The 23,746-nt window shown below is 37.8% G+C and carries 28 protein-coding genes; 6 read left to right on the plus strand and 22 right to left on the minus strand.

Translation table 11 applies throughout. The features are described 5' to 3' along the window. Nucleotides 1–74: 74 nt before the first annotated feature. The 7 genes from arsC to NST01_RS08950 form a co-directional block, all read right to left on the minus strand. On the minus strand, nucleotides 75–494 hold the full coding sequence (gene arsC / locus NST01_RS08920; RefSeq protein ID WP_326114504.1) for an arsenate reductase (thioredoxin): 420 nt from the start codon (nucleotides 492–494) through the stop codon (nucleotides 75–77). A gap of 14 nt (nucleotides 495–508) precedes the next feature. Further along, nucleotides 509–1,807, minus strand: coding sequence for an arsenical efflux pump membrane protein ArsB (locus tag NST01_RS08925; protein WP_017367334.1), 1,299 nt, complete (start codon nucleotides 1,805–1,807; stop codon nucleotides 509–511). A 12-nt stretch (nucleotides 1,808–1,819) separates the two neighbouring features. Next, nucleotides 1,820–2,167, minus strand: a complete 348-nt coding sequence (locus tag NST01_RS08930; RefSeq protein ID WP_017359573.1) for an ArsR/SmtB family transcription factor — start codon at nucleotides 2,165–2,167, stop codon at nucleotides 1,820–1,822. Nucleotides 2,168–2,862: 695 nt separating this feature from the next. Then, nucleotides 2,863–3,315 carry a VOC family protein gene (locus tag NST01_RS08935; RefSeq protein ID WP_017359572.1) on the minus strand — a complete coding sequence of 151 codons (453 nt, stop codon included), beginning with the start codon at nucleotides 3,313–3,315 and terminating at the stop codon, nucleotides 2,863–2,865. Nucleotides 3,316–3,516: 201 nt separating this feature from the next. Then, on the minus strand, nucleotides 3,517–4,230 hold the full coding sequence (locus NST01_RS08940; protein ID WP_341041784.1) for a DsbA family oxidoreductase: 714 nt from the start codon (nucleotides 4,228–4,230) through the stop codon (nucleotides 3,517–3,519). 125 nt (nucleotides 4,231–4,355) lie between these two features. Beyond that, entirely contained in the window at nucleotides 4,356–4,976 is a 621-nt protein-coding gene (locus tag NST01_RS08945) for an FMN-dependent NADH-azoreductase (RefSeq protein ID WP_058337567.1), read from the minus strand. A gap of 127 nt (nucleotides 4,977–5,103) precedes the next feature. After that, a complete protein-coding gene (locus tag NST01_RS08950; RefSeq protein WP_046343647.1) occupies nucleotides 5,104–5,748 on the minus strand; it encodes an NAD(P)-dependent oxidoreductase in 645 nt (214 codons plus the stop codon). Nucleotides 5,749–5,973: 225 nt separating this feature from the next. Here NST01_RS08950 and NST01_RS08955 point away from each other — a divergent pair, with 225 nt between their 5' ends. After that, nucleotides 5,974–6,561: a TetR/AcrR family transcriptional regulator gene (locus NST01_RS08955; protein ID WP_039167767.1), complete on the plus strand. Its 588-nt coding sequence runs from the start codon at nucleotides 5,974–5,976 to the stop codon at nucleotides 6,559–6,561. A 364-nt stretch (nucleotides 6,562–6,925) separates the two neighbouring features. On the opposite strand, the gene NST01_RS08960 is transcribed toward NST01_RS08955, so the two are convergent. Beyond that, nucleotides 6,926–7,507, minus strand: coding sequence for an NAD(P)H-dependent oxidoreductase (locus tag NST01_RS08960; RefSeq protein ID WP_017359568.1), 582 nt, complete (start codon nucleotides 7,505–7,507; stop codon nucleotides 6,926–6,928). A 123-nt stretch (nucleotides 7,508–7,630) separates the two neighbouring features. On the opposite strand from NST01_RS08960, the gene NST01_RS08965 reads away from it, so the two are divergent. Then, nucleotides 7,631–7,975, plus strand: a complete 345-nt coding sequence (locus NST01_RS08965) for a winged helix-turn-helix transcriptional regulator (protein WP_007499303.1) — start codon at nucleotides 7,631–7,633, stop codon at nucleotides 7,973–7,975. Nucleotides 7,976–8,037: 62 nt separating this feature from the next. On the opposite strand, the gene NST01_RS08970 is transcribed toward NST01_RS08965, so the two are convergent. The 6 genes from NST01_RS08970 to NST01_RS08995 all read right to left on the minus strand — a co-directional run bounded on the left by NST01_RS08970 (nucleotide 8,038) and on the right by NST01_RS08995 (nucleotide 12,638). Next, nucleotides 8,038–8,292 (minus strand): hypothetical protein, encoded by a 255-nt coding sequence (locus NST01_RS08970; RefSeq protein ID WP_039963535.1) that lies wholly within the window; start codon nucleotides 8,290–8,292, stop codon nucleotides 8,038–8,040. 78 nt (nucleotides 8,293–8,370) lie between these two features. Continuing rightward, complete coding sequence (locus NST01_RS08975) at nucleotides 8,371–9,474, minus strand: threonine synthase (protein ID WP_341041785.1); 1,104 nt, start codon at nucleotides 9,472–9,474, stop codon at nucleotides 8,371–8,373. A gap of 72 nt (nucleotides 9,475–9,546) precedes the next feature. Beyond that, on the minus strand, nucleotides 9,547–9,921 hold the full coding sequence (locus NST01_RS08980; protein WP_017367342.1) for a RidA family protein: 375 nt from the start codon (nucleotides 9,919–9,921) through the stop codon (nucleotides 9,547–9,549). Nucleotides 9,922–9,932: 11 nt separating this feature from the next. Further along, a complete protein-coding gene (locus NST01_RS08985) occupies nucleotides 9,933–10,583 on the minus strand; it encodes a helix-turn-helix transcriptional regulator (RefSeq protein ID WP_017359563.1) in 651 nt (216 codons plus the stop codon). A 162-nt stretch (nucleotides 10,584–10,745) separates the two neighbouring features. Then, complete coding sequence (locus NST01_RS08990) at nucleotides 10,746–11,405, minus strand: TetR/AcrR family transcriptional regulator (protein WP_034646467.1); 660 nt, start codon at nucleotides 11,403–11,405, stop codon at nucleotides 10,746–10,748. A 63-nt stretch (nucleotides 11,406–11,468) separates the two neighbouring features. Further along, nucleotides 11,469–12,638, minus strand: a complete 1,170-nt coding sequence (locus tag NST01_RS08995; protein ID WP_341041789.1) for an FAD-dependent oxidoreductase — start codon at nucleotides 12,636–12,638, stop codon at nucleotides 11,469–11,471. 256 nt (nucleotides 12,639–12,894) lie between these two features. Here NST01_RS08995 and NST01_RS09000 point away from each other — a divergent pair, with 256 nt between their 5' ends. The 3 genes from NST01_RS09000 to NST01_RS09010 all read left to right on the plus strand — a co-directional run bounded on the left by NST01_RS09000 (nucleotide 12,895) and on the right by NST01_RS09010 (nucleotide 14,220). After that, nucleotides 12,895–13,083: a hypothetical protein gene (locus NST01_RS09000; RefSeq protein WP_191219239.1), complete on the plus strand. Its 189-nt coding sequence runs from the start codon at nucleotides 12,895–12,897 to the stop codon at nucleotides 13,081–13,083. Between the two features lie 108 nt (nucleotides 13,084–13,191). Further along, nucleotides 13,192–13,359, plus strand: coding sequence for a YdhR family protein (locus NST01_RS09005; protein WP_341042548.1), 168 nt, complete (start codon nucleotides 13,192–13,194; stop codon nucleotides 13,357–13,359). Nucleotides 13,360–13,452: 93 nt separating this feature from the next. Continuing rightward, the gene (locus NST01_RS09010) at nucleotides 13,453–14,220 is read left to right on the plus strand and encodes a pentapeptide repeat-containing protein (RefSeq protein WP_019744143.1); all 768 of its coding nucleotides are present in this window, start codon (nucleotides 13,453–13,455) and stop codon (nucleotides 14,218–14,220) included. A 43-nt stretch (nucleotides 14,221–14,263) separates the two neighbouring features. Here the strand turns inward: NST01_RS09010 and NST01_RS09015 are convergent, their stop codons facing one another. The 6 genes from NST01_RS09015 to NST01_RS09040 all read right to left on the minus strand — a co-directional run bounded on the left by NST01_RS09015 (nucleotide 14,264) and on the right by NST01_RS09040 (nucleotide 20,809). Then, nucleotides 14,264–14,686 (minus strand): cytidine deaminase, encoded by a 423-nt coding sequence (locus NST01_RS09015; RefSeq protein WP_008343759.1) that lies wholly within the window; start codon nucleotides 14,684–14,686, stop codon nucleotides 14,264–14,266. Between the two features lie 189 nt (nucleotides 14,687–14,875). Continuing rightward, a complete protein-coding gene (locus NST01_RS09020) occupies nucleotides 14,876–15,802 on the minus strand; it encodes an alpha/beta hydrolase fold domain-containing protein (RefSeq protein WP_008343757.1) in 927 nt (308 codons plus the stop codon). Between the two features lie 26 nt (nucleotides 15,803–15,828). Continuing rightward, the gene (locus NST01_RS09025) at nucleotides 15,829–16,230 is read right to left on the minus strand and encodes a MerR family transcriptional regulator (protein WP_017359557.1); all 402 of its coding nucleotides are present in this window, start codon (nucleotides 16,228–16,230) and stop codon (nucleotides 15,829–15,831) included. Between the two features lie 235 nt (nucleotides 16,231–16,465). Beyond that, nucleotides 16,466–17,941, minus strand: coding sequence for a glycoside hydrolase family 1 protein (locus NST01_RS09030; RefSeq protein ID WP_048001470.1), 1,476 nt, complete (start codon nucleotides 17,939–17,941; stop codon nucleotides 16,466–16,468). Between the two features lie 14 nt (nucleotides 17,942–17,955). Beyond that, the gene (locus NST01_RS09035; RefSeq protein ID WP_048001469.1) at nucleotides 17,956–19,848 is read right to left on the minus strand and encodes a beta-glucoside-specific PTS transporter subunit IIABC; all 1,893 of its coding nucleotides are present in this window, start codon (nucleotides 19,846–19,848) and stop codon (nucleotides 17,956–17,958) included. 118 nt (nucleotides 19,849–19,966) lie between these two features. Then, nucleotides 19,967–20,809, minus strand: a complete 843-nt coding sequence (locus NST01_RS09040; RefSeq protein WP_341041794.1) for a PRD domain-containing protein — start codon at nucleotides 20,807–20,809, stop codon at nucleotides 19,967–19,969. Between the two features lie 374 nt (nucleotides 20,810–21,183). Here NST01_RS09040 and NST01_RS09045 point away from each other — a divergent pair, with 374 nt between their 5' ends. Next, nucleotides 21,184–21,492, plus strand: a complete 309-nt coding sequence (locus NST01_RS09045; protein ID WP_007499277.1) for a DUF4870 domain-containing protein — start codon at nucleotides 21,184–21,186, stop codon at nucleotides 21,490–21,492. 54 nt (nucleotides 21,493–21,546) lie between these two features. Here the strand turns inward: NST01_RS09045 and NST01_RS09050 are convergent, their stop codons facing one another. Together NST01_RS09050 and NST01_RS09055 are read right to left on the minus strand one after the other, a co-directional pair. After that, a complete protein-coding gene (locus tag NST01_RS09050; RefSeq protein ID WP_326114522.1) occupies nucleotides 21,547–22,950 on the minus strand; it encodes a sensor histidine kinase in 1,404 nt (467 codons plus the stop codon). Between the two features lie 2 nt (nucleotides 22,951–22,952). Continuing rightward, nucleotides 22,953–23,660: a response regulator transcription factor gene (locus tag NST01_RS09055; protein ID WP_008343743.1), complete on the minus strand. Its 708-nt coding sequence runs from the start codon at nucleotides 23,658–23,660 to the stop codon at nucleotides 22,953–22,955. Nucleotides 23,661–23,746: the final 86 nt, after the last annotated feature.

The raw sequence follows: 23,746 nt of genomic DNA on the forward strand, positions 1-23,746 counted from the left end.
TAATGCAAAAAGAGAATCTTTGACTTGATCCTCTTTATTATTAGATTTTATATTCAATTGACTCAAACGCAGCACTATTTTCCAGTCTCAGCAAACTGTTTCAATCGATCTCCAATTTCATCTCTTACCCTTTGGAAAAATGACCACTTCTCTTCTTCTGTTCCTTCTGCTTTTGCTGGATCATCAAAGCCCCAATGGACACGTTCGACATGAGGAGGAGTCATCGGGCATTTATCAGCTGCGTCACCGCATAGTGTTAAGACTAAGTCAGCGTGATGCAATATTTTCTGATCAATCAGGTCAGACGTTTGATGAGAAATATCAATCCCTATTTCTTTCATTGCTTTTACAGCATTCGGATTTAATCCATGAGCTTCGATACCAGCACTATAGATCTTCCACTCATCTCCAAGATATTTTTTAGCCCAACCTTCAGCCATTTGACTGCGGCAAGAATTACCGGTACATAAAAAGTATATTGTTTTCTTTGACATGTTGATCGTCTCCTTTAATGTATAATCATTAGCCAGAAATACAACGCTAAAAGTGTGATGAATAGTGTTGGTACAGTTAAAATGACCCCTATTTTGAAATATGTCCCCCAGGAAATCTTCACACCTTTTTGAGAAAGGACGTGGAGCCATAGTAGTGTTGCTAAGGAGCCAATGGGCGTAATTTTTGGTCCTAAATCAGAACCAATGACATTTGCGTATATTAACGCTTCTCTCATCATTCCTTGTGTATCGGTGCCAGATATGGCCAATGCATCGATCATGACCGTTGGCATATTATTCATGACAGATGAAAGAATCGCTGCTATAAATCCCATACCAAGAGTCCCTGCTAATAAACCTTGATCTGCTACAGCTTGAATCACGCTTGAAAGAGCATCAGTAAGCCCTGCATTTCGCATGCCATAGACAACAACGTACATACCTATGGAAAAGAAAACGATCGCCCAGGGAGCTTCTTTTAGAACGCTTTTTGTTTGAACAGCAGGGCTTTTTTGTGCAATGACCAAGAATAAAATGGCAATCACTCCAGCTATGACCGATACAGGTATAGATAAAAATTCGCTTGCAAAATAACCAATCAACAAAAAAGCTAATATATACCAAGATAATCTAAACATCTTTGGATCTTTTATTGCTTCCCTAGGTTGCTTTAACTCAGTCATATCATAGCGTTTTGGTATACTCTTTCTAAAGAAAAGGTACAGCACAGTGATACTCGCTAGCAATGAAAAAAGGTTTGGAACAACCATTCTGGATGCATATTCAATAAATGTAATGTTGAAATAGTCGGCTGTTACAATATTCACCAAATTACTTACGACAAGAGGGAGCGACGTTGTATCTGCAATAAACCCACTCGCGATAATAAAAGGGAATACAATTTTTTCATTGAAGTGTAATGCTCTGACCATGGCTAAAACAATGGGTGTCAAAATAAGTGCTGCACCATCGTTTGCAAATAAAGCAGCGACGATTGCCCCAAGGATGGTCACATACACAAACATACGTAGCCCACTGCCTTTTGCAGCCTTTGCCATATGCAATGCTGCCCATTCAAAAAAGCCGATTCGATCAAGTATGAGTGAAATGACGATAATGGCGACAAAAGCTAAAGTAGCATTCCAAACGATGCCTGTCACGGTGATCACATCGTCAACATTCACAACACCTACGATTAATGCTAAAATAGCTCCTCCACAAGCGGACCACCCTATGGATAAATTTTTTGGCTGCCAAATAACCAATACCAAAGTGAACAAAAATATGATTAATGATAAAACGGCAAAACTCAAACCCATCCCTCCTTACGAACAAGACATGTTTGTTGCTTTATGTTGTATACTTTTTATAAGGTCGTCTTCTTTATCAATTTGATTTAAGATGATCCGAATCGTCTCAAATTCTGGACACAGTGTATTGATTGAATAATAACGCCACTGCCCTTTTCTGTTCTCCTGAACAAATCCAGCTTTTTTTAATTTTCGTAAATGCTGACTAATCGCTGGTTGACTCATTTCGAACATATCTACCAGTTCACACACACAATATTCCTTCTCCAAAAACAATTTCATCATGATCAGTCTTGTTTGATCACTGAGTGTTTTTAAACAATTCGACATATGTGTCACACCAATTGAAACATCTGTAGTCACAATGATTCCCCCTCTTTTCAACTCCTTCAATAGTATATAACTGAAAACTTATATAATCAATTGATTATATGAATTCAAACAAAGATTCATTCGTGTGAAAATGATTGATTTAAATACCCACTTCTCTTCTTTAAATGAAACCACATAGTTATTTAAATAGCCCAGTCCTCCTAATTGGCAAAAAGGTGTTGATAAAAACAAAAGACAGAGGTCTTGTGCCTTTTATCATTCGAGTGAAATTAAATAATCAAGAAGAAAAAACTTACGAGCAAAGGCGGTTATACATGCCACTGGTACGTGGAAAAACCCTAACCCAATAAATGCTGAAGGGATTATGACAGAAAATGAACAATCGAATGGTATTCCTGATATTTTAAATCGCGATCTGACTCGGTATCAGAATTGCAGTAGTTGGCATTGGGCATTCTGCTGTTAACACTTTGCTCGAGCTGCCAAAGCTAAAGAGAGACATCAAAAAGCACAGAAATGATATGGATTTTAAGAAAGCAGGATATTAGTGAGGTATTAAGAGGAGAAAACAATGATCAATTGCCTGCAAGAGGTCAACTAGATGGAAAGGACCCCTCTTGGTGTCCTTTGATCAGAAGGAGAAAGAGGGTCCATTAATAAAGATACAGTTATTGTTTCAACTAATTAAAGGACCCTTGTTCTTGTCTTGGTACAAATTAGATAGGTCATAAAGGTTTTTGGGGTAATTCCATTATTTGAATCTCCATTCCCCATGAAGTTGTGATATAGAAAAATCCAAGAGGGCTCAGCTCTCTAACTTTAACATCAGACTGTTCTGCAAAATATTTTAAAGCCTCTTCTATATTGGTGACTGTAATAGCTAGATGGGCTACACCGATATCACTGGGTTTTAGGTGAACATTCTGTTGATCTGGCGTCGACCATTGAACCAGTTCAATCTTTCTACCGCCATATTGCAAAAATGCCGCCCCTTCTACAACTGAATGTTCGTGAACCCCAAAGTATCTTTTTAAACTATCGTCTTCAAACTGCATCCGTCCTGGCCGGAACAAGACTTCAAAACCCAAAATATGAGTGAAGAATTCAACTGCTACTTCGATATCGGGTACTACAAATCCTGAATGCTCGATTGTGCCTTGGAAAATTGTATTTTTCATATCGCTAAACCCCTTTGATTTTTTGGAAGTAAATGATTCATAATAAAGTGGTATTTAAAGCAGCTATATCACACGAGCACCAATTAGGTTCAATACAAGTCAAGTGATGTTGGCACTACTGCAAGATTTAGAACAACAATACCTGAGCCTTGAAATACTATAATATTCTTTTGTGATTTCTGAATCTTTTTTGAATATCCATTAAAATTTACATGTTCCATCTGAACAATCATCATCGAGCGACGACTCTAATTTATGCTCTTCAACCATACGATTCGCGTACTCTTCTTTCCATACCTGTTGTAATGTTTCTAAAAACACTTCGCTAGGTTGTGCTCCTGAGATGACATATTTATCATTCACAACGTAAAAGGGCACGCCCTGAATCCCAATTTTTGATCCCTCGGCTCTATCAGCTGCAATATTCTCGCTATATTGATCATTTGCTAAAACATCCAAGGCTTCGTTGCCATCAAGACCTATTTCACTTGTAAGTTGAGCAAGTGTTGCGTGATCACCGATATCTAGTGAATCCGTGAAATGAGCTTTCAAAATACGCTCCATAAACTCCCGTATCTTCCCTTTCTCTTTTGCATAATAAGAAAGACGAAGTGCATCATATGAATTCGTAGGAATCATTGTATCAAATTGATAATCTAACCCAATCTCTTTTGCTTTCTGTTTCAATTGATTGTTTCTTGCTTTTGCTTTTTCATATGGAATACCATGCTTGGAAGATGCTACTTGATGGATATCCATTCCTGTATTTTTTTTCGCATATGGATCTAATTGAAAATGACGAAATAAGACTTCGACCTCTTCTTTATGTTCAAACTGTTCTAACCCTATTTCAAATTGACGTTTGCCAATATAACAAAACGGACAAACAAAATCAGACCAAATTTCTACTTTCATCATATGTTCCCCCTTTATGATTTTGATGAATGTATTTTGTCTATTCTTCTTTATTACGCTTTTGAACGTGCGAGGTGGGATGATGTTAATTAAAATCTTTTTAACTAATCCCACCAAAGCTTTTTTTAAAACGTTCGTGCTACCTCTTTTGCTTTTTCAATTGTTGAAGTAACAATTTCTTCTTCTTTAGTTGGATCATAGTCAATACCTTCAACAAAAATCGTTGGTTCCACTTCAATTCCTACAAACTTTAGCGCACCTCTTACGTAAGAATCAGAATGTTCCATTCCAATTGCCTGCGAATAAAATCCTCCCATTCCATGAATATGGATTGCTTTTTTCCCTTTCATCAATCCTTCTGGACCTTCTGATGTATATTTAAACGTTTTTCCAGCACTCATGATTGTATCAAAATAGGCTTTTAATAAAGGTTGGATTCCTAAATTCCACATTGAAGACTGAATGATGTATTTATCTGCTTCCATAAATTGCTTTGTGAATGCATTCACTGCTTCTATTTTTTGTGCTTCAACATCTGTTAGCACTTCCCCACTTCTTAACTTCTTTTGTCCAGTTAAAAAATCAGCATCGATTAATGGCACATTTGCATAATAGACATCTACTTCTATTATTTCATCTGTTGGATTTACTTCCTTATATTCATTGATAAATGCTCTAGCAACTTGCGTACTTCTTGATTGTTCCTCACTTTGAGGTGTTCCTTTAACAAATAATACTTTTGACATGATCATTTCCCCTTTATGATTTTGATTTTGAATACTTATAAAAAGAATTCACACGCAATGTTTTGGTATGACTCTAAATGATTCCTATAATTTCTGCTGAATCAACAACCTCATACAAAAAGCTGATTTAATCATTATAAACAATGGGCATTTTTCCGATTAATTGGTGTTGCCTAGCAGCGTCATACATGAGTTTAGCGACATTTTCCCTAGATACGGACATTTTAGCTGGCTGATCGCCGAATGAATAACCGTAAGATTGCCCGTTGTATTTGATATTAGGATTAATAATTCGAACGACTGTCCAATCCAGGTTCGATTGTTTAATCAGTTCTCCCATCTTCTTCATTTCGGCATAACCATTTGGCATGAGAAGTTTAGGCAATATTCTTGGCAATATCGTCGATAAGCTTTTCTTATCGTCTTCAGACTGCAAGGCTGGCGTCGCGAGTGTAATCAACCTTTTTTTTGTGAATTTCTTCATCGCTTTGACAATTCGGTTATGTCCGTCGGCGATCGGTGTACCCTTTTGTTTTCGAGACAAATCAATGCCGGGACCTAAGGTGCTTATCACGACATCAGCTTCTGAAACTGCCGTTTCAATAGCTGAAGTGTTCGTTAGTTCACCCTTTACAATGCGTAAATTCGAATGCTTTTGCTTGATTTTCTCAGGGTTTCTAACATATACCGTAACGAAATCTCCGTTTTCTAATGCAAACTGTGTTAAAAGTTGACCGATTGCACCAGTTGCACCAAAAATAGTGATGTTCATGGTCGTCTATCTCCTTTTGTTATTCAGAATGATCACAATGATTTCCTTGATCAAAAATCTTTCGTAATAACATGTGTTATTTAAGCAACGCGCGTTGTATAATTGATGATAAGATGAAAAAGAATAATAAACAATAACCAAAATAGCCAATATGTAGTTTACGCAACACTTCTAATGTATTGTCGTTTTTAGACAAGATGATGAACCCTAAAAGGAGAAGAAAAAATGATTATGCCTAAAAAAGATCCGAGAATACTTCGTACAAGACAATTGATTGTAGACTCTTTTCTTTCGTTAGCTAGTGAAAAAGATTTCAACCATATCACGGTACGTGATATCACAGAAAAGGCTACTATTAACCGGGCTACATTTTATGCGCACTTTGACGATAAATTTGATTTGTTACATTCTACAATCACCAATACATTTACAGACAAATTGAAAAAAAGACTCAATGATCACGATGGATTCAATGAAAAAGTCATTGCAAATATTTTTCTAGCCATGTGTGATCACCATAAAGAGATAAGCGACCTATGTCCCAAAGGTTATCATTCTTTAGGAACTATTATCGAAAGTAAAATTAAAGAGGAGTTACAGAAACTAATAGCTGATCTTATGCTAAAAGGAACTAAAAACATCATCGAATTAGAGGATAAACAAATGGTAACAACCCTATCTACTATGCTAAGTTGGGGGATATACGGAGCTGCATACACATGGAATAAGGATGGAAGACTTATTTCATCAGAAGAGCTAGTGACTAAGACCCTGCCTATCTTTAGAAATGGTATGAGTCAGTATTATTTTTAATGAAAATGATGTTAACAATCTGCTTGAGCCGGCAGTGCTAAAAGAAATATTAAAAAAACACAGAAATGGTATGGATTTAAATAATGGGGTATTTGGGGGAGTGCAAGAGGTCAATTAGGCAGGCTCGATTTGTTGTTGCTTAAATGACTGGTGATAAAGAGTCTGCTGAAACGTGTAGCACTAAAGTTATAAAGCTTTACTTTAAATAGTGGGATTCTTATACGGCTATTGTTTATCAGATCATACAATGGATCTACATTTACCTTCTTGTACAAGTCTATCCTTTTGTTTTTCAAAACTTCTACGACCTTCTCAATAAATTAAATCGGTCGTAGAAGATGGGCCTTATTTGTTGTACTGTAAATCAAATAATCTGGGATATTTCTTTTAAAAATTGCTTTCTCTTTTCATCTGTTGTTAAGTTCACTCTAGAAAAATGAATCCATTTCGTGGATTCATTTTTCAATCCCAAATCAGCTAGCGTTCTGTTAATAAAAACGCTTTGAATAGCATTTCCAGCTTCAGATTCAATATAATCCTTATCTGTTGTAGATGTTGAGATCACGGTTGTTTTTTTTATATTTGTCAATAAACCTTTCAAAGTACCAGTGTTTTGATCTTCAATGAATGCGAAACCGCTTAACATCACTTTATCAATAAATCCTTTTAACATAGCAGGTAGATCCCACCACCAGACTGGGAAAATAAATACCAATTCTGTTGACTGTTTTAATTTTTCTTGATAATCCTTCACTAATGAATAAGGCGTTTCTCCTTTATGAAAATGCTTTAATTCTTCAGCTGTAAACACAGGATTAAATCCATCTTTATATAAATCGATTACTTGAAACGGTTCTCTCTTTGTTTCTAATTTTTCTGTTATGGAAGTCAAAATGGCATGATTATAGCTTCCATCCCAAGGATGTGCATAGACAATCGTTTTCATTATTCATTCACCCTTTTTCTGAGTTTTGTATCATTTTTTGATGTACATTCATTTTATTATGTGCTATAACATACTACAAGTACGGTAATCAAAGTGCGATACTAATCCAAAGGAGAGTATAAAATGAATGAGGAGTCCTTCCAGACGAAAGCTGAGCTAAAAGATACTGGTTTTGGGTATACTTTGTCATTAATTGGTGGGAAATATAAAATGCCAGTTCTGTATGCTTTATATTCAAACGATGGTCCTGTCCGCTATAATCAGCTGAAACGTAAGCTCGGAACGATTTCTTTTAAAACATTAACCAATACACTAAAAGAGCTTGAAGCGGATCACTTAATTCATCGTAAAGAATATCCCCAAGTGCCTCCAAAAGTAGAATATAGTTTATCTGAAAAGGGTTTATCACTGATGCCTGTATTAGATGAGATATGTTATTGGGGAGAGAAACAAATGAAAAATAATTAGGTAGAGTGGAAAGAAAGCTACTACGGTTTAAACATGCTTTTTAAAGTAGCTTTCTTCTCATCTTATATCAATCCGATTGGCTCATTTTGTTGATGCGCTAACTCCATTTCTTCTGCCAGATAGAGAGCGTTCTTCTTATCTATATCATCATCAGGCCAATTGTGGATCAGTTGACGTAATCTAACTGCAACGGTCTTACAAACATCTGGCATTAAGTAACTATCAGAATCCGAAAGATTCAGCAAAGGAATGATGTCATCTGTATAGTTCTCAAATGGTATGTCCCCGCCAAAACCCTCCATATCATCTAAATTCATTTCGCAAATATTACTCCTGATTGAACCTATAATAGGACAACGAGGCACGCAACGCTCTATTCTACCAGAGTCCTAAGGTTATGTTGATTTAATCCCTGCACCACAAAGAGGAATGATAATGGTTTCTTCTGGTTCCTTTTGATATTTCATGTAGCCAGCAAAATTGATGGCAGATGTCACTTCGACATAAAATCCTTTCTCACTTAGTTTAGAGCGTGCATGTAGAATTTCTTCTTCTTCAATATCAATAAACGTACCATTCGTCTTGTATACAGCTTCTAAAATTTGTTTAGAACGCGCCGGGGCAGCAATAGCGATCCCTTCTGCTACAGTCCCTTTATTTGTCACAGGCGTTGCTGATTCCTCCGCATGTTGAAAAGCTTTCACAAGTGGTGCGCAGTTCTTTGCTTGTACGGCAATAATTTTCGGTATTTTATGAATGAGACCATTTTCGAATAACTCTCTAAAGCCATAATACGCACCGAGCAGCAGAGTGCCGTTTCCAACCGGAATAATTAAAGCATCCGGTGCTCCTTTTAGTTGCTCATAGATTTCATAGGCGTATGTTTTTGTACCTTCGAAAAAATAAGGGTTATAGACATGGCTTGCATAAAAAACGTTTTCTTCGTCTACTGCCTTTTGGGCCGCAGCTGCAATGTCCTCTCGTGTACCATGAATTTCTTTAATCGTTGCTCCGTGGGCTTTTATTTGAGCGACTTTTTTAGGTGATGTTTGATCACTTAGATAGATGTCACAGGCAATACCACAACGCGCCGCATACGCAGCAATTGCCGTTCCTGCATTACCGCTGCTATCAGCAATGACTTTTGTTACCCCTAATTCCTTAGCTTTTGTCATTAACACAGCTGCTCCACGGTCTTTAAACGATAGTGTAGGCATCATATAATCAACTTTTACATATGTGTTTGGCTCATTAGGATCTAGAACGATTAAAGGAGATTGGCCCTCGCCCATTGTCACAGTTTCCCACGTCTTAGAACCTTTTGGAAATGGCATGGTTTCAACATAACGCCATAATGAATTTGGATAGTGATCCCAAGCTGTGACGTCTATTTTCGGGGTATCTTTCACTAGATTGAATACTCCACCACAATCACATTTCCATAGAGTTGGTGTCATCTCATATTTTTCTCCGCAATGGTTACAAATTAATTGATTCATTCTTCATCTGCCCCTTTGAATATTTTTTTATACAAAATATAATTTTTTATATAGGGTGGTCAAAAAAATATTCTAAATATATGCAATGGCATCCATTTCAATTTTGAAACCAAAATGTAATTCATTCGTTGGTACAATCGTACGAGCTGGTTTATGTTCACCGAAAAATTCGGTATAAACCGCATCTACTTTGTCCCATAATTCAATATCTGAAATGTATAATGTCATGCGCAAAATCTTTTCTTTTTGACTTCCAGCAGCCTCTACAATCATCTCTACATTCTTAAGCGCTTGTAATGTCTCTTTTTCAATGGGGCCGAACTCTTTTTCTGTCGTTTCAGGATTGATGGCAAATTGTCCCGACACATAGACCGTGTTTTGATGAATGGTTGCGAAGGCATAGTGTCCGTTTGATTTTAGATTTCCTACCTCGAGTATGCTTTCCATTTTGACACTCCTTACCTCGATTTATTTTTGATTTCATCCAAATAGCTATAGACGGTTACTTTGGAAATGCCTAACATAGATGCGACCTTCTCAACAGATCCTTTCATTAAAAAAATGCCCTTTTCATCCATAAATTTGATTAGTTCAATTTTTTCATGGCGTTTCATGACTGGATGAACACTGTTTTGAATGATTTGTTGAATCAATTGATCGACGATTTCTTCCACATTTTCAAGATCATCATTTGATGTTGTTTCTTTCTCTTGAGCTTCCACTTGTGTAGAAAGAAATGTGTCCATAAATTGCTGCATTTGATTCAGTGCTTCAACATCAAAATTGATACAGAAAGCTCCGATCACTTTTTGCTTTGAATCACGTATTAATGAAGTCGAAGAACGAATCGTACGCTTATCTTCTGTTACAAATGTATAACCAGCCAGATAATCTTCTTTAAAATCTTCTGATTGTAATACAGTCTTGACTAGATGATCAAATGATTGGCCGATTTCTCTTCCTGTCACATGGTTATTTACTGTAAACATGACAGATGCTTGAGGATTCGTTAAATCATGAATCACCACTTCACAATTTGGTCCAAACATTTTTGCAGTAGATTTTGCTAAAGGAATATAACTCTCTAATAACTTTTTAATATGTTCCATGCCTAAGCACCTCATTTTTTTATTCCACTAGATTATATAATTTTTTATATATAAAAACAATATATAGATTTATTTATATATTGTAATGCTCACAAGATCACAAATATGAAAATCACCATATAAAAAAAGCAGCCATTGACTGCTTTTTGCTTGTGCTCCTTTCTAATTGTCTTCCTGCTGGATGCCATACAAAATGACGTCAATTCCCCATCGGAACCGTTCCATTGATACGGTATCACCTGCAAACATTTCTTCTTTTACATGATGAATGAAAGGAAACTGCGTTTTGTCTGCTTGAAGAAATGCTTTTTTTGTGTCTGAAATCTGTGAAGAGCCTTGTTTCTTCCAAGAGACCTTTTCGTATGCTACAGAAGATACGTATAACAGCAATAGGTCTACTCCCCATGCTGCGGATGTAGATTTGATCCCGCCTTCATGCAATGCAGCGAGAAGATGTTCGGTCAACTGAATAAAGTTCGTTCCTTGTGGAATGGTGGAAAGAGAAATTTCAGCGAGACCAGGTTTTTCGAATAGCAGGAGGAAATAAGTATGCAATAGGTCGAATAACTGTTCTTTCCATGTGCTATCCTTTGAATCTGGATAGACCATTTGTCCGAGACCATAATCCAATACGTAAGCACTGAGTTCTTGAACATTGTTCACGTAGACATACAAGGATGCAGGTCCCGTATCGAGTGCTTTAGCCACCTTACGCATACTCATGCCCTCTATCCCATGCTCCTTAAGAAGCTCATAGGCCGTTTTCACAATAAGCTCACGGCTTAAGGGTTCTTTAGCCGGCCGAGACCGGCGACTGATCATACGACGATTTGAATTGTTCATACTCTCTTTATAACATGTCAAAGTAAAATAGTAAATTGAGCATCAATCATCATCCTTTTGAAAAGAATTCATCATATCTGCAAGCTTGACCGCAGCGTCTTTTGAAAAACACAGTTTTAAACTATTCTCCGATTCATTAGCTTTTTTCGATGAATATTCGTACATCATGTCTTCGTATTCTTCAATCGCCTTTTCAAAATGATGAGGATGCCGGACAATAGCAAGTGCTAGCTCCCTTGCATCAAACATCGCCATGTTCACATCCTCGCCTGCGAATGGCGACATGACGTGAGCTGCATCACCGATAAGCGTTACTCCTTTATGACGATTCCATTTGAAACCGACAGGAAGCGTATAAATCCGTCTTGGAATGATGGTATCTTCTGCATAACGAATATAATTTTTCAGCTGATCATCCCAATCACTAAATAACGCTAATAATTGTTCTTTTGCTTCTTTCACTTGATGAAACGGTATACCACAAGTCTCGATCCAGTTGCGTTCTACCATAAGGCTTGCATACACTTTGATTCGGCCATCTCCGTTTAACTGCCCAATCAGTCCTTTGTGGTCTGCCAAAGCAAACATCTTACCTCGTTTATTAAATTCAGCTAAATCAGGGTGGTTCTCCTCTACGCTTAAGACATTCAGTTCTAGCATCGTGAGCCCAGAGTATTCAATCTCAATATCTGTTAACAGAGGACGCACACGAGAAAAAGCACCATCAGCCCCAATCAAAAGGTCAACTGTTTCGACAACTCCGTTTTCAAAATGAAGCTCTGTCATACCACTTTCTAATGAAACGCATCTTTCTAGTTTATACCCATATTTGATGGTTTCAGCATCAATTTGTTTTAACAGTAGTTCACATAACACACCACGATCAATTTCCGGGCGAGTACCTGTTTGATCTGATTCCGTTTCTTCATCTAAATAAATTCTTCCTGATTTATCAAGTAATCGGAAATCTTCCCCTTCATAGCGGGCGTTCTTTTGAAATTTCTCATAAACTCCTGCTTCTTTTAAGGCATTTTGACCTGTTTCTTCGTGAATATCCAGTGAGCCGCCTCGTTCAAGGCTCTTGTCATGCATCTCTCGTTCATAAATGGTTGTTTGTATACCGTAATTTTGCAAAATTAAGGCAAGTGTTAGTCCCCCAGGTCCTCCTCCGATGATAGCGATTTGCTTTTGATTCTTAGATAATGACGTCATCTTCTGCATCTCCTCATCCCTTTGTGGAAATCGTTTTAAATTCCATTTCATTTATATTATAACGAACATCGTTCGTAAAGAACAGTGTTCGTTTAAAATCGTTTGTTGTACGATTTTGTTTTCATGAAAAGAAACCCATCGCCCACCCTCATATGATACACTCCATCTAGGAAGGTTAAAGGTTGTCGAATCATAACAATGATACTTAGATCAGTAGGTCTCCAGTGTTCTCACTCTAAGTGTAAGAGGTGTTTCTATGAATAAATTGTTTGCCATGTTGATATTAGGATTAGGCTTTAGTGGTGCTGCGCTCATTCTTTCAGTCCCTTTGTTATTCAAACAGAAACCAGAACAATTTGAGCTGGTGTTTGCTGCTGGATCAGCGGGCGCTTTCGCAGTATTTGCTGTCTCATGCCTAGTTCTTCGAAAACGATTCAATTGCTAAAAAACCTAAACAAATACCCATTGTTTATGACGGTGGATTTTGTTTAGGTTTTTGTGATTTACCTTAGTGTTCAGTCAAAGAATGTATACAAGCTGACCCCGATAGGGAATCTACTTATTCAAAACAAAAGAAACCGCTGAAACATATCACGATATGCACTCTAAACGAATCACTAGCTTTGGCATAATAGACATCAATGCGAAAATCTTTGATATTAATTCTGACATTCCTCATATCACAAAAGGTCCATTAATCGCATATCGTTTTGTGATATAATCTTGAGTCAAAGACAAGCGCTAAGAGAAAATGAACTGGCTGAATGGACATCATGACTGTGAAAAATTCTGAAGAAATGATAGGGTGATAGCGATGAGAAGACTTGAGTCTGGTATATCAGTAGACAACGAAACATTTTCTGATGTTGCCAGATATGAAAACGAAAAAATTAGCAGAACGACAATCATCAACTCAAATGTTCGTTCTCCTATTTTTTGGAGCTGTCACTTGGATCATCTTGTATTTGATACGTGTGATCTGACGAATGCGAGATTTTTTGCCGGTAGTACGATTGATCATCGTACTTTTAGTCATTCAGACTTGCGCTCTGTGGGCATTGGCAAAAACGAAGCTGTCTTCACCAATTGCGAATTTTCTTCCTGCGATATGAGGGGAATGACATTGGAGAATGCTACGTTTATCGATTGTACTTTCTCTAATTGTAGATTCAATGACCGTGTTTTACAGGCAGCGAACATCGTCAATTGTACCTTTGCTGGTAAGCTAATAGATATAACGTTTGAGGGAAATGGCAAACAAAAGCTGATCGCCAATTTTGAAAACTGCACCCTTGATGGTGTTCGTTTTATAGGCTGTGACCTAGCGGCATGTATTCCGCCAGCATCCAAAAACCATTTATATGTTGAACATGTATCTGCACGTGTGAAAAAGGCCTTAGAGAAGATAGATGATGATCCTACTCTGTCTGATCATGATCGGAAAATACTAGTGCGGAGTCTGCGGAAGCTTGAACAAATGGAACAGTATATTTTTAACACGAAATATATGGAGAACATACATGGGGCCGCTTTTGTTGAACGCTTTTTCAGTCATCTTGGATGTAGCAAGGATCACATGTAACGTTTGCTACATCCCTTTTCCTATTTTATCTTTATGTGGTACATCAGTTTCGAGTATATTTGAGCGGAATGAGTTCTTCGATTTTCACCTTGACCAGCTCCCCATCCATATCAAGGATGACAAAACATGTTGGTCCAAAGTCTGAAATGAGCTCTCGGCAGATGCCACAAGGGCTGACTACCCTAATTCTTCTATCTTCTTCATCTGAATAAGGGTGTCTCACTGCAACAATTGTATCAAAATCTTTGTATCCATTCGATAAAGCGCTACCAATCGCAATGGTTTCTGCACAAACAGTTACCCGTCCGATATAGGCTTCTATATGGACAGCTGATATGATTTCTCCTGTTTTCATGCGGATCGCTGCCCCTACATGATGCTTGTCATCTTCATAAAGACTGATAATCCTCTTTTTTGCTTCGTCTATTAATTCGATATCATCTTGTGATAGATCAAACGTTTTCATCGCGTTTCCCCTTTCGCCTCACTGCTCGTATGTATTATACCAAACATGAGGTGATGAACTGAACTTCACTCTCCTTTACTAACCAGCCAAAAGACCGTTTAATCTATTGAAAAAAGCTGCTTTCAAGTAAGCAACCTTTTCCCTTATTTACATCAGAACATGTACCCTTTCTACGTGTGAACTGAATGCCTAACGATTGATCACTTGAATGATTTTCTTCAGAGCATCTGCCGCTTCTGGAATTGGCATGACAACAAACACATGCAGCATTTCAGGATAAACAAAGGTTTTGATGTCTATTCCTTGTGCTGTTAATTTTTCATCAAGCTTGATGGCATCTGGATATAACATATCATGTGTTCCAATGAAATGAGTGATCTTCGCTAGTCCTTTGAAGTCGCCGTATATGGGACTGATCAATGGATCTGTGAGACTTTGATCAGCTGCCCACAATTTTGTGATGACTTCCATTCCTTCATGACCTAGAATCGGGTCCTTTTTTGCATATTCAAAAATGAGAGGGTTGCTCATACTCATATCAACACACGCAGATAGTAACACGATATCCTTTGGCTGCGGCAGATCTTCCTTCTTTAAAAGATGCGCAAGACCAAGTGAGATGTTTCCGCCAGCTGAATCTCCCATGATCGTCAATTGATTGGCACTTCCGGCAGTTTTCAGAAGGTCTTTATATAGGTTAAGCATTTTCGGATATGTATCCTGGTTGCTATAATGAGGTACTTTTGGGTAAATAGGAGCGACTACTTTCGCACCTAGTGATTGCGCCATTTTATCCATGAACCACCAATGGACATTCAAAGGCTGATTTGTCCACGCGCCACCATGTAGATAGAGAATGACTTTTTGATTTTGTGATGATTGTTCATTCAATGTGAAAACTTGCATGCCTTCGAAAGTCTGCTCTTGTACCTCACTGATTAACTTCACATCATCCCCAATGGCATAAGGCTGCGTATTTTCAATTCCTTTTTGCTCGAGGAATTTTTTTGTCTGTTCGATACTGGAAAAACTCTCTTTATTACTTTGCGAAGCGAATAATGTTTCAAATTGAATACTTTCTTTAGAACGTTCACCATGATACATTTCTACACTCATTTTTTTCTCTCCTTCACCCAATAGGTTTATTGATCATCCTGCTTTGGAACACGAAATGATTCCAGGTAGAGTTGTACTTTTTTTTCAGGGGTTTTTAATAAGTTAGATAAAAGGTCTTGAATGAGACGAAGGCTTTTAATTTTCTTTTCAATTTCTTCATGTTTAAGATGGACAATTTGTCTTAGGGTATCAAGGTCTATGTCTTGACTTAGCATGTCCATAATTTCTGCTATTTCCTTTAATGAATAACCGAGCGTTTTCGCATCTTTGATCAATTGAATTTTCACAACATAGTCGTCTGTATAGAGTCTGTAACCGTTTGAACGTCGTCTTGGAGCAGGTAATATGTTGTGTTCTTCATAGTAACGAATTGCGGCAGGACTTACTCCTGTTTTTTTGGCAAGTTCTCCTCTAGTCATCAACTCCATCGTTACTCCTTTTTTATTATTTTGTTTTACTATATGTACATTATAAAGGTTGAACTATACTTCAAGGTCAAGGTGAAACATTTTTCGGCCAACTTTTGTTATCAAATGATTGTAGCAAAGAGATCTCTAGTGCTTGCTATGACATAATTGAGGTTACTTTTCGGTAAACAAAAAAACACCATCGTACCCGGCCAATTAAGGCGGATGCAATGGTGTCATCATCATTCCATCTGGATTATGATAAATCTTCCCCATTTGTTGCAATCACTTTTTTGTACCAGTAGAAGGAATCTTTTTTGTAACGATTTAATGAACCATTCCCTCTGTCGTCTTGATCTACATAGATCAAACCATAGCGCTTACTCATTTGAGATGTTCCGCAGCTAATTAAGTCAATACAACCCCATGGTGTATACCCCATTAAGTCGACACCTTCTTTGACTGCTTCTTTCATCTGTTCAATATGTTGTTTTAAATAATCAATTCGATAATCGTCGTGAATTTCTTTGTCTGGTGTCAATGTATCTCTTGCGCCAAGTCCGTTTTCACAAACAAATAAAGGTTTTTGGTATCTGTCATACAGTTTAATTAATGAAATGCGCAGACCCATTGGATCAATTGGCCAATCCCATTGTGATAACTCCAAATGCTCATTTTTAATTGGACTATCAAATGTACCCGCTAGCTCGGCTGCATCTTCTCGGGCTTCTGCTACGTGGGACATATAGTAGCTGATCGCCACAAAATCAACGATGCCCTCTTTCAAAATTTGCTCATCCTGCTCTTCGATATCAAGTTTGATGTCGTTGTCAGCAAAATATTTCACCATGTATGTTGGATATTCACCTCTAGCTTGAACATCCGGATAGAACATATTCAATTGGTTCGATTTTACCGCTTGCAGCTGGTCCTCTGGTTTCGTTGTTTTTGCATAGGCTTCAATTTGGTTTATCATACAGCCAATTTGGACATTTGGAATGATTTCTTTTGCAGCCTTCACTGTGAGAGCGCTGGCGATAAATTGGTGATGTGATGCTTGATACGCAGCCTGTAATTTATGGTCTACTAGGTCCTCTAAAATTCCAGCACCGGTGTAAAGGCTGTTGAGGTTCATATTCATTTCATTGAATGTAATCCAATACTTCACTTTATTTTTATATCTTTCTAAAATGGCACGGGCATATTTTTCAAACAACGGGACAAGCTCTCTACTCATCCAGCCATTATATTTCTCTGTTAAAGTAATCGGCATTTCGTAATGAGACATCGTGACTAGCGGTTCAATTCCATATTTCGCACACTCATCAAATACGTTATCGTAAAAAGCCAATCCTTCTTCGTTCGGCTTGTCTTCTAAACCAGTTGGAAAGATTCTTGCCCATGAAATAGACAAGCGAAACACTTTAAAGCCCATCTCTGCAAATAGTGCAATATCCTCTTCATATCGATGGTAAAAATCGATTCCGCGTCTTTTCGGAAAATCAAATTCATCGGGTTGTTCCTTGTATCTTGTTAATTCAGCTGAACTCACATCGAAAGTAAAGTTGTTCACTTTTCCTTTTTCATAAGGATCTTTATATGCAGCAAAGTCTGACGTCGACAGGCCCTTGCCACCTTCTAAGTATGCGCCCTCTATTTGATTGGCAGCAGTTGCGCCACCCCATAAAAAATCATCTGAAAATCCTTTTTTTAATTCTTTCATTTCAATCATCCCTTCTCTTTATATTAGTGAATAAGCATTAAGAGCTTATTTTGACCTGCGGTGACATGAGCGTCACCTGTATGAATCACATCAAGATATTGCGTTGAATTTGTGACGATAATAGGTGTCACTACATCTAAATGGTTTGATTGAATGCCTTCTATATCAAACGATAATAAATGATCCCCCGTCTTTATCTTATCGCCCTCTTTTACCAGTACATCAAGGAATTGGCCGTTTAGGCTGACCGTATCAATCCCCACGTGGATCAATAATTCAATCCCATCATCTGAAACGAGTCCGATGGCATGTTTAGTAGGTGTAACAGTCACTACTTTTCCTGAGAACGGTGCTTGTACCACCCCCTTATCAGGCAAAATTGCGACTCCCTTCCCCATCATTTCACTTGAGAACACGGAATCATTCACTTCAGATAAAGGAATGACCTTTCCACTCATAGGTGCTTGAACTTCATAAGGGTTTGTTTGCTTAGACATTTGTTGATTCTCTGTACTCTCAGTGTGATTTGGCTTTTCTGCAGCTTGCTCGTTAAAAGCCGTTACAGACTCCTGAAATCCAAGGAGAATGGTGATGAGAAGTGACACGATGAAGCTAAGGGCGATTCCAATCAGAGCCAGCTGAAAATTATTTGTCCCTTTCATAATGTAAGTTGGCAGTGAAGTAATGCCTGGGATCGAAAAGGCTGTCGTTTTAACTGAAAATAAACCGTAAAAACATCCACCGACTGCGCCGCCAATTAATGAAGCATAAAAAGGTTTTTTTAGTCTAAGTGTGACTCCATAAATGGCTGGTTCTGTGATCCCGAAGAAACTAGGAAGCAATGTTGAAAGCGCTAAAGACCTTGTTTCTACCCGCTTGGTGCGGATGATGACACCTAACACAGCGCCTGCTTGTGCCATATTCGCAATGAAATTCATTGGAAGCAGCATGATATCGTAACCCACTTTTTCAAAGCTGGCTAACGTGCTTGGGAAGAATGCGTAATGCATTCCAGTTAACACAATGAGTGGCATAAGGCCCCCCATTAATAAACCGGCAATCGGACCAGCGAAATTGAACAATGAAGTGAAAAAGATTTCTAAATATTGCCCAGAAACGTTCCCAATAGGAGCGATAAAAGCCAGTGTAAGAGGAGCCGTGATCATCAGGCTCAGTACCGGTGTAAATACGATACTTAAGGATTTTGGGATCGCTTTTGTTATCCACTTATCGACAAAACTTAGTAATAGCACACCTAATATAATTGGTAATACAGAAGATGTGTAATTATTTAGTGGAATACTTAACCCTAAAAAACTTAACGGGTCTGCTCCTTTTGCTGCACCTTCGATCATCGTTGGATATAGTAAAATCCCTGCTAATGCGAGCGCAAGAGATTCTCGCGTTTTAAATTTCTTCGCTGCCGAATAAGCAATGAGGAAAGGTAAAAAGTAAAAGACAGCATTTGAAAAAATTTGAAGTACTTGATAGGTAGAACTTGTCTCCGTCAGCCACCCTAAGCTAACGAACAGTGCCATGATTCCTTTGATCAATCCACTACCAACAATCGCTGGCAAAATAGGTGTGAAAATCCCGCTGATCACATCGAATACGACTTCAATTGGGTTCATCTTTGACGTGTTTTTAACAGGAGCAGAATCATTGCTACTATGACCGGCCAGATGATCGATTTCCTCATAAACCTCTGCTACCTTTGCTCCAATAATGACTTGGAACTGTCCACTTTGGAATTGAGCACCTAAAACACCATCTAATGTTTTCAGCTCATCTACTTTTACCTGACTTTCATCGTTGAGATTAAATCTTAGCCGTGTGATACAATGCCAACTTTGAGATATATTTTCGGTTCCACCAATTAATTTCACAATTTTTCCAGCCAATTCTTTGTTTTCCATGCTTTCACCCCTTCATTTTCACAAAAAAAACCTAAACAAAATCCACCATAGAAAAGATCATTCTTTCTCATGGAGATTTGTTTAGGTTAATGCTTTTTCATAACACGCCTAAAAGAAATCATTTATTTTTTTGGTGTTCCTTTGTGATTCTCTCAATATGGATGACTAAAAAAACAAGTTCGTCTTCTGTCACATTCCAATTGAATTCTCGTTTTAACATTTCTTTGATGATCAATCCGCAGGCATAACTCTTCATATAACGATCCTGTATTAATTCTTTTAACGAGTCATCCATCTGCTGCGGTGGTTGATTGGTTTCCTGCCTGACAATAAAATATCTCAAGTGGGTAATAAACCTCGAATAATTAATGGATGATTTATCCAATATCATCTCGAAAATATTTTGAATGATTTTGACGATTTCTTTCGTGAGGTGAGTCATCTTAATGGTGTCTCCCATAGACTGACCATCTATTTGAGCGTTTACAAAATGCAGGGCAATGAGTGAAGCTTCAGTATCTTCAAAAGAAATGCCCATCATCTTTTGAATAATTGTCAGTGCTTTTTTCCCGACTTGATATTCTTGAAAATAGAGATGTGGAATTTCCCACACAATGGGGTTTTCATACGCCATTTTTTCTTCGTGCCTTTGAATAGTGAAGGTGAGATGATCGGATAGCGAAAAGAGCGCGCTGGAACCTAACTTCTTATTCAACATCTCTTCGCCTACGCGAATGATTTTTTCAGTTAATAAAAGGATATCAGTTGGGATAGCGGCAAGTTGAGATTCTAATGGAGACGTCTGATCAGAATAAAATGTCTTACTGACAGCGCTCTCATCAAGTGTATCACCTTTCTTCTTTTTAAAACCTATTCCTGTTCCAAACACAACGACTTCATTTTGAGCCTCTGTTAGAGCTAATACGATATTATTATTTAAAACTTTAACGACGGTGAACATCCTCATCCCACCTTACCTAAAATGCTAAAAAAAGCATAAAAAAACACCAAAATCTCAGCAAACAACGTACAAATGTACAATCTGTTTACCTGACTTGGTGGTGCCTGATCATATCAGTAACACTCCTGCATCGGTTACGACTTTATTTTAAATAGAGGAATGACCAAAGTCAACTATTTTTTTCTGAAAAAATAGATTGAAATACCCAGAATCATTTTATCTTTCCTTGTCTTTTTACAGTTTAACATATTTAAGGTTGCTGTAAGGTTCGGATTAATACGAGTTAAGGTTGAGGTTGTACAATGGGTTTGTAAGGAATTGAGGGATGAGTCAAATGGTCCCCTCTTCTAAATCAATCATAGAGGTGAAAAGCTTTGAGAGAAAATAAAATTTTGTCTTCATTATGTTACTTCAGTATCTTTTTTGCACCGTTTCTATTTCCGATTATCGTTTATTTCTTAGGAAAAGACGAAGTGAAATACCATGCGAAAAAATCACTATGGACACATATTATTCCTTATTTGATTTTCGGTCTTGGTATTGCCGGTTCAGGTTTACTTGGCATGAACGATATCAGTCATGCTGGTCCGTTCTTAATTGCAACATATGCTGTGACATTCCTTGTGGCGATCTACTTCTTCATTTGGAACATTGTGAAAGGCATAAAAGTGTTTTCAGAATAAGAGTTAGAAAAAACGGTTCTGTGATTGAGCAGAACCGTTTTTTTGTATGTCCGTTTAAGCGGGTAATTGGATATCAATCGTTGTTCCTTCTCCTATCATACTTTGTATTGTAATATCTCCCCCGTGTTTTTGGATGATATCTTTTACAATCGCCATTCCAAGACCTGAGCCTGCATGTGTCTCTCCTGTATTCGTCCCTCTATAGTAGCGGTCAAACACTTTTTCTAGCTCTGCCTCTTCAATTCCTTTGCCGTTGTCTTGAATGGTGATGTGGGTATGTTCTTTTTGTTCAAGCTGTACAATGATTTTCACATCAGCATCATTGTGAACAAGGGCATTTAAAATGAGATTGGTGACCGCTCTTCTTATGAGGATCGTATCAATATTCAGCATAAGCTTGTCTACATTCGTTTGCAGCTCAATGGTCTGATCTGCATATCTCGAATCGTTGAGGATATCAATTAACGTTTCACGCAGCAATGGCACAATGTTCACCAGTTCTTTATGCAGCATCACGTCGTTATTTTTCAGCCTTGTTGTTAAATTTAGATCCTCCATCACATCTTTGATGTACAGTGATTTATTCTCTATGATGCTGGCATAATGTCTAATGTCTTGATTTGAAAGAGGATAATTTGGATCTTTCATGATTTCTGCATAGCCTTGAATAGAGGATAATGGTGTTTTAATATCATGAGAAATATGACTGATCCACTCTTCCCGCATTTGCTCTAATTTGTCTTTTTCTTTTTGGCTTGAAGCGAGCTGCTCTGATAAGTGATTGACATTATAGAACACATCTTTATATATCCCCTTCGTTGGCAGTTTCGTCGTATAATCTCCGTTTGCGAGCCTCTGGATGCCATAAATGGCACGGCCGAGCGGTTTGATGAGTTGCCGGCTGAATAAGTATCCAATGAATAAGGCAATGATGGCATCAATCGATAATAAAATCATCGTCCCGATATTGAATTGCGATATTAATTCTTTCGTATCAAAAGAAAATAAATATTTTCCGATGGAAGGGTCCTTAAATCCGATGAAGTAGCTGTATTCCTTACCCTTTCCATTTTTCCCGCCAGCATAGATCGTCGACATCAATTGCTTATCTTTATATTTATGTAAGTTTACAATTTCTATAGGTGTGTATTTGCTTTTTAAGCCTTTAGGTGCTAGTGCATGATAGACGTCTTGTCCATTTTCGTCTAATATTTGAATCCACGCATTTTGTTGTTTTAAGGCTTGCTGTCCTTCTTTACTCACAGTGATATTTTGATTAGACAAGGTGATGTATTGTTCAAATGTTCTTGTGAAGGTTTCCGGCGTATTTTCTTCGTTTTGCTGACTGCTTGCTTGTAGTACAAGCCATATCATGAATCCAAATAAGTTAATAAAGACCGTGATAATGGTCACGATAATGACAGAGACCATGTATCTGCCTGTTAATCGCCATTTCATCTTTACGCATCCTTTACAACAAATTTATAGCCAAGTCCTTTGACCGTCACGAGAAATTCTGGTGTAGATGGGGAATGTTCTATTTTTTCCCGCAGTCTTCGTATATGAACCATTACCGTATTATCAGAACCGAAGAAATCCTCTCCCCAAACCGTTTGATAAAGCGTTTCTTTACTGATGACGCGATTCGGATGCTGCAAGAAATAAGTCATCAACATAAGTTCTTTCGGTGTGAGTTCAATTGCCGCACCGTTTTTCGTCAGTTCGGCTTGCTGCTCGTTTAACTCAAATGGTCCTTTTTTGATCACGGGCTCCGCTTGAGAAGGCTGTAAGTAGGATGACCGTCTTAGCTGGGCTTTTACCCGGTAGGCGACTTCTTTTGGACTGAACGGTTTTGTAATGTAATCATCGCCGCCAATGGCAAGTCCTACAATTTTGTCTGATTCCTCTCCCTTTGCTGATAAAAAGATAATCGGAACATGTGAGACATCTCTGATTTGTTTGCAAATATCGTAGCCTTCTCCGTCTGGCAGCATAATATCCAGTATGACGAGATCTGGTTGTTCTTGATGAAATTGCGTGAGCCCATCACGGGCAGTTGAAGCTGTTAACACCTGGTCAATGCCTTCTCTTGTTAATACGGTATGGATTAATTCTAAAATTTCTTTTTCGTCATCTATAATCAATACTTTGCTTTGAACCTTTGGCATAATGATCACTCTCCTGAAGTCATTGTTATTATTATACCCAAAGTGTTGACGTCGTGAAAAATCAACTTACTATTTACACAGAAAAA

Source organism: Bacillus sp. FSL R7-0166, assembly GCF_038008935.1.
Lineage (GTDB): Bacteria > Bacillota > Bacilli > Bacillales > Bacillaceae > Bacillus > Bacillus altitudinis.